Raw genomic sequence first — 5,869 nt, forward strand, 5'->3', positions numbered from 1 at the left:
CGACCGCCCCAGCGACGGTCCCCACGCCCGCGGCGACCGCGCCCGCGACCCTCGCGTCCCCCGCCGCACCCGCGCCCCTCGCCCCAGCGGCGACCCCCGCCCCCGTGGCGTCCACCCCCACGGCTCGCGCGTCTGCCTCCCGGCCGGGCCCTTCGCTCGATGGGCGTGAAACAAATGTTTCACGTGAAACATACCCCCACCCGGTATCTGACGCTTCGCACCCTGCTGGCGGCGCGCCGTCTTCGGAGCGCAGCGCTCTGGGAGCGGTTCCGTTTGGGCCGGGAATTGCCGTGGGTGCTGGCGTGGCCCTGCTCTCCATGGTTTTTCTGTGAACGCCCTTTTCCACCAATCGCACAGCTCGGCAACGGCTCGTAACAGATTTACCCCCCCCCGCTCAAAGCCACAGTTTCTCCAAACTAACTACTGTTTGCCAGTCCTGAAAACCCGCTTGCCGTCAAATGATGAGCAATAATTCATCATTTACGTTACCAAACCGACACGTTAAAGTGTCTAGCCGTGCATTTGGCCAAAGATCGCACACACGCAAGAGGGACTTCCCGCGGGTCTGCTCCTGTCGATCGGATGCGCAACCGATCCCAGGGGAGCAACATGCCCCAAGGGATGTCCATCGGCCTTCGGCGGAGGGAGGGGGCGGCACGCGCCGTCCAGCAAAAGGAACCGCCGAAAGAACCATAGGAGAGATCAATGCCTTCTTTGAACATTGATCGACGTCGCTTCCTCGGGGCCATGGGTGTCTTGGGCGCAGCGTCGCTGGCGGGAGGTGCGGGCTCTGCCCTCACACCCGATCTGGCCGTTGCCGCTGACGCCGAGTTCCCCGTGCCCAAGAAGGGCAAGCCCATCGAGGCGAGCGTCGATCCCAAGACGGGAGACGTCAAGATCAACGACGACGTCATCGTCCGTTACTCAAGCTGCGTGGGCTGCTACAGCACCTGCGGCAACCGCATCAAGCTCGACCGTGCCTCCGGGCGCGTCATCGGCGTGGGCGGCAATCCCTACAATCCCGCGTGCTCTGGCGACAAGCTGGACTTCGAGGCGCCGCTGGAGGACGCCTATCGCTCCATGAGCTATGCCAACGGCCACGGCGCCATCACCCACGGCACCGTCTGCGGCCGCGGCAACGGCACGCTTGACGGCGTGAGCCAGCCCGACCGCATCACCGTGCCGCTCAAGCGCGCCGGCAAGCGCGGCGAGGGCAAGTGGAAGCCCATCAGCTGGGACCAGCTCATCAAGGAGGTCACCGAGGGCGGCAAGATCTTCGCTGACCTGGGCGAGGACCAGTACGTCGAGGGCTTCAAGGAGCTTCACGACACCACGACTCCCCTCAACCCCGATCAGCCCGACCTGGGCCCCAAGTCCAACCAGATCGTGGTCATGAACACGCGTGCTGACGGTCGCCGCCAGCTCAACGCGCGCTTTGCCACGACCTACGGAACCCTGAATTCCTTCAGCCACAACTCCAGTTGAGGCGCTGCAGGCGGAGCGAGTTCGCTCTATTCATCCGGTTCTGGCACTACCCCCGACACCGCTGGCGGTGTCGAGTACATCCTTTGGTCCGGCTCGTTCCCGGGCGGTAACGGATCCAACTTCCAGTACATCGGCCGCGAGACGGCCCGCGCGCTGCGCAAGGGCAACCTGAAGATCGACGTGCTCGATCCCACCCTGGCCAACGGCGTCATCACGCCCACGGCCGAGGGCATCAACTGGGTGCCCATCAAGCCCGCCACCAACGGCGCGCTCTACTCTGCCATCGCGCAGATTCTCATTCGCGACAACACCTTCGACGCCGACGCCATGGCCTTCCCGAGCCATGAGGCTGCCCTGGCTGGCGGCTACGGCGGTCACACCAACGCCACCTACCTCGTCATCACCGACGAGAACCACCCGAACTACCGCAAGCTGATGCGCGCGGCCGACGCCGGGCTGGAGGTTCCCCCGGCCGATCCGGAGGCCACCATGCAGCCCACGTACTACGTGGTCATCGATGCGGCCACCGGCGAGCCGGCCCTGCACACCGCTGCGGCCAAGGGCGACCTGTTCTTCGAGGGCGAGGTCAATGGCGTGAAGGTGCGCACCGGCTTCAGCATGCTGCGCGACTCGGTCAACGAGCGCACCATCGACGAGTACGCCGAGATCACCGGCATCCCCGCCAGCGAGATCGAGCGCATGGGCAAGGAGTTCGGCTCTCATGGCCACAAGGTGTCCGTCCAGGCCGCCGCAGCCTCGACCGCGTCGGTCGTCGGCTTCGACACCCCGGCTGGCCGCGAGCTGCTCAAGGCCATGATGGGCACCAACCAGATGACCGGCGGCAGCTTCCCGTCCGGCCAGGCCCCCGTCACTGAGGGCAAGGGCGCCTGCTATGACCTGACCACCATCGCCGGCAAGCCGGACGTGTCCAACAAGAACGCCGTCATGATCTCCCGCGGCAGCAAGGCCTGGGAGAAGACCGACGAGTACAAGAGCCGCGTGGCCGCGGGCGAGAAGGACCCCAAGCCGATGCTGCCGTGGTACACCAACGCGCCGCAGTCTGACGCGCAGGCCATCATGTCCATCGTCAACAAGTACCCCTACCAGTGCAAGATCCTCATGACGTGGATGTGCAACGTCATCCAGGCCACCCCGGGCGCCATGCGCGACGAGGTCATCGAGAAGCTGAAGGACACCTCCGTTCTGCCGCTGCACATCGTGTGCGACATCGTGGTGGGCGAGATGGCGCAGTACGCCGACTACCTCATCCCCGACGTGACGCAGTACGAGAGCTTCGGCCTGCCCACCGTGAGCATGATCGGCGGCTACGGCACCACCGTCCGCTGGGAGGCCAAGACCCCCGAGACCACCAAGCTCGCTGACGACCGCTACGTGTGCTGGGAGACCTTCCTCATCGACGTGGCGAAGGCGTGCGAGCTGCCCGGCTGGGGCGAGAACGCCATCCCCGACGTCAACGGTGCGATGCACCCGTTCAACGACTCCTACGACTACTACCTGAAGGCTGTCGCCAACTTGGCCTACGCCGTGGAGCCGGTGGAGGACATCACCGCTGAGGAGGCACACATTCAGGGCCTCGACGAGCTGCCCGAGAACTGGAAGAAGGCCGTCACCGACGAGGAGTGGCCCAAGGTTCTCAAGGTGCTCTCCCGCGGCGGCCGCTACTGGGGCGCGGACTACAAGCGCGGCGCCGACGGTCGCTTCAAGGGGCTCAAGGCCAAGGAGGCCTACGTCTACAACGAGAAGCGCGCCCTCATGACCAACCCGTACTCGGGCAAGCGCCTCTCGCCGACGCTCAACTACAACGAGCAGATGTTCGCCGACCTGTCGCCCATGACGGATCACTACTCTGCCGAGGAGTACCCGTTCCTCTGCAGCGAGCACAAGCCGAAGTTCCGCTCGGTCACGATGCTCTCCAACAGCCCGATCATGCGTGACATCGCCGCGCACAACTACATCGAGATGAACGAGGAAGATGCCGCTGAGCTGGGCATCAAGGACGGCGACCGCGTGCGTGCCATCACGCCGCTGGGCGACGTCACCGAGGGCGAGGCCATGGTGCGCGCCGGCCAGGTGAAGGGCGCCTTCGCGGTGGCCTTCGGCTACGGCCACATCAACTACGGCGCCCAGGACGTGGAGATCGACGGCAAGGTGACCAAGGGCGATCCGGCCATCGCCGCGGGCACCCGCATCCACATGATGGTGGATCCGGTGGTGGCCGAACATGGTGGCCTGGGCATCATCGCCGACAACGACGCGTCCAGCCCCGGCCGCTGCGGCGGCATGTTCAAGATCGAGAAGGCGTAGGAGGTGAGTGACCATGAGTGAGAAGAGACTGGGAATGCTGATCGACCTGGGCGTCTGCATCGGATGCAACGCCTGCACGGTCGCCTGCAAGCAGGAGAACGAACCGCCCCTGACCAAGTTCAACACGTGGGTGGAGAGCTGGGATGCCGAGGCGGAGGACGGCCGCGTGACCCGCGCGAACCTGCCGAAGCTGTGCAACCACTGCGAGAACCCGGCGTGCGTGAGCGTGTGCCCCACCGGCGCCAGCTACCAGGCTGACGACGGAACCGTGCAGATCGATCAGGACAAGTGCATCGGCTGCAAGTACTGCATGGCCGCCTGCCCCTACGGCGTCCGCTATATGGTGGAAGAGTCCGGCGACGTGTCCAAGTGCACGTTCTGCCACCACCGCACCACCGAGGGCCTGCTGCCCGCCTGCGTGAGCACGTGCGTGACCACCTCGCGTATGTTCGGCGACCTGAACGACCCCGACAGCGACATCTCCAAGAAGCTCGCGGAGGCCGGGGACAAGGCCAAGGGCCTGATGGAGGACTTGGGCATGGAGCCCCGCGTCTACTACATCGGGCTCGATGAGACCCTGGCCGCCAAGCCGGTGTCGGCTGTGCACAAGGGAGGCAACGTGATCGCCCCCTATGAGGGGAGGCAGTAATGGTTTGGGATGGAATTGTCGCCATCGACCTGTTCCTGGCGGGAATGGGCGCGTGGACGTTCATCTTCGCGGCGTTTGCCTGCGGCCGTGACGACGCGGCGCGCAAGGCCAAGCTGGCCGCCGTGGCCGTGGCCGTCGTGGCTGTCGGGCTGGGTGCCCTCATCCTGGCCGTGGACGCCCGCGGCGGCATGATGCACCCCCTGCGCTTCGTGCACCTCATCGGCAACCTCGGGTCCGTCATGGCCTGGGGCGTCATCTTCATCAGCCTGTTCCTGGTGGGCGCCATCGTCTGCGCGGGCATGATGCTGGCGAAGAAGCAGCCGCCGAGGGCGCTGGAGATCGTGACGGCCGTGCTCGGCCTGGGCGTCTCCCTCTACACGGGCGTGCTGCTGGGCACCGCCCCGGCCTTCCCGCTGTGGAGCCTGGCCGCGCTGCCGATTGCCTTCCTGGTGTCGGCGGCCTACACGGGCTATGCGGCTTGGGGCCTGGCTACCCGCGTGGCGGGCGGCGGCTCTGCGGCTCCCTCGTGGGTGTCGCGGGCGGCCCTCGTGCTGCCGGTGGCCGAGGCGGCGGCGCTCATTCTGCTGCTGGCCGTGGTGTCCGGCACCGCCGGCAGCGGCGCGGCTGCGGCCGCGGCGTCTGTGGCCAACCTGGTGTCCGGCTCCCAGGCGGTGGTGTTCTGGGGCGGCGTCGTGGCGGTGGGCCTGGTGGCTCCGCTGGCCCTGGCCGTCCTGCGCCAGCGTCAGGGCGATAAGGCCCCGGCGTGGTATGGCCTGGCCGAGTGGGTGTGCATCCTGGTGGGCGGCTTCGCCTTCCGCTATGCCGTCGTGATGGCCGCTGTGCCCATCTTCCTGTAGGAAAGGACTTCGGCCATGACCGATAACACCCCCACCCTCGACGCCGCCCAGCTGCGGGGGTTCGCCCTGGTGGCGGATGCCGTCGCCCGGGCCCTCGCCCAGCAGCCCGACGAGGCCGTCGTGGGCGAGGTGCAGCGCGTGGCCGAGGCGCTCGGCGATGACCGCTTCGCGGCGGTCACGCCGGGCGAGGCCCTGGAGCAGCGGTTCTTCGACCGCTTCGTGGTAACCGCGAGCCCCTACTACCTGCCGCTGGTGGAGGGGAGCGTGCGCGAGGCCTACGAGGATGACGGCCGCCTGCGCTTCGGGCCCCTGCGTTCGCGTCATTCCGACCACGTGCTCTCGTGCTACCGCGCGGTGGGGTTCGACCCCGCCGGGTGGGGCGCCCGCGGCGTGGTGGCCGAGGGGCTGAAGCCCGACGCCCTGGCCTGCGAGCTGGAGTTCATGGCGTCCCTGGCGCTGGTCGCGAGCGGTGACGCGGCGGCCGGCGCGGCCGAGACCCCGGGGGCCGGCGAGGCCCCGGGGGCCGATGCCGAGGGGCGGGCGGCCGCCGCCC

The 5,869-nt window shown here is 67.3% G+C and carries 5 protein-coding genes; all 5 read left to right on the forward strand.

Features of this window, described 5'->3' with window-relative positions:
• Positions 1–705 precede the first annotated feature (705 nt).
• Positions 706–1,485 carry a hypothetical protein gene (locus tag D1643_RS09385; protein ID WP_160710371.1) on the forward strand — a complete coding sequence of 260 codons (780 nt, stop codon included), beginning with the start codon at positions 706–708 and terminating at the stop codon, positions 1,483–1,485.
• Between the two features lie 180 nt (positions 1,486–1,665).
• Positions 1,666–3,810, forward strand: a complete 2,145-nt coding sequence (locus tag D1643_RS12280) for a molybdopterin dinucleotide binding domain-containing protein (RefSeq protein WP_160710372.1) — start codon at positions 1,666–1,668, stop codon at positions 3,808–3,810.
• Positions 3,811–3,823: 13 nt separating this feature from the next.
• Positions 3,824–4,459 (forward strand): 4Fe-4S dicluster domain-containing protein, encoded by a 636-nt coding sequence (locus D1643_RS09395; RefSeq protein ID WP_160710373.1) that lies wholly within the window; start codon positions 3,824–3,826, stop codon positions 4,457–4,459.
• Positions 4,459–5,316, forward strand: coding sequence for an NrfD/PsrC family molybdoenzyme membrane anchor subunit (gene nrfD / locus D1643_RS09400; protein WP_160710374.1), 858 nt, complete (start codon positions 4,459–4,461; stop codon positions 5,314–5,316). Before D1643_RS09395 ends, nrfD begins: the two co-directional genes overlap by 1 nt.
• Before the next feature lie 15 nt (positions 5,317–5,331).
• Positions 5,332–5,869: hypothetical protein (locus D1643_RS09405; protein WP_201751067.1), on the forward strand; the 538-nt coding region annotated here is incomplete at its 3' end.

The sequence above is a fragment of the Enterorhabdus sp. P55 genome, assembly GCF_009911695.1.
In the GTDB taxonomy this organism is placed as follows: Bacteria; Actinomycetota; Coriobacteriia; order Coriobacteriales; family Eggerthellaceae; genus Enterorhabdus.

Coding starts and splice junctions, on each gene's coding strand:
- D1643_RS09385 (WP_160710371.1), top strand. CDS start 706: ATGCCTTCTTTGAACATTGATCGACGTCGCTTCCTCGGGGCCATGGGT.
- D1643_RS09395 (WP_160710373.1), top strand. CDS start 3,824: ATGAGTGAGAAGAGACTGGGAATGCTGATCGACCTGGGCGTCTGCATC.
- nrfD (WP_160710374.1), top strand. CDS start 4,459: ATGGTTTGGGATGGAATTGTCGCCATCGACCTGTTCCTGGCGGGAATG.